The 485-nt window shown below is 64.7% G+C and carries 1 pseudogene; it reads right to left on the minus strand.

The window, feature by feature from the left end:
- Window positions 1–485, minus strand: a pseudogene (locus B0W55_RS29420) (RHS repeat protein); the annotation flags it as partial.

Here is a 485-nt window from a genome sequence, read left to right on the forward strand (position 1 = left end):
TCGTTAACCAGCGCGGTGAGGCGAATCGCCGGGTCGTATTCGTAGCGGATACGCTGGCCCTTGGCGTCCTGGCGGCTGCTTGGCAGACCACGGGCGGTGCGCAGCAGGCGCGTGGTCTGGCCTTTGCCGTCGGTGTGCGTCAGCACCTGGCCGAGGGCGTTATAGGTAAAGGATTCGGCGCTGCCGTCCGGGTGCTGGATGCGCAGCACCTCACCGTCGGGCTTGCGCTCCAGGGTGGTGGTCTGACCCAGCGCGTCGGTGACGGCGACCAGGTGCTGGCGCTCGTCGAAGCGGTAGGTAGTGGTTTTACCCGAGCAGTCCTGGAAGCGCTCGACCTGGGCCAGGGTGTTCCACCACAGGTATTTGGACTTGTGGGACGCGTCGATGATGGTGTGTGGCAGGCCGTCATCGCTGTTGAGGTATTCGGTTTTATGACCCAGGGCGTCGACTTCGGCGATGAGGTTGCCCTTGGCGTCGTAGCGGGC

Origin of the sequence: Pseudomonas sp. KK4 (genome assembly GCF_001984065.1) — a bacterium.
In the GTDB taxonomy this organism is placed as follows: domain Bacteria; phylum Pseudomonadota; class Gammaproteobacteria; order Pseudomonadales; family Pseudomonadaceae; genus Aquipseudomonas.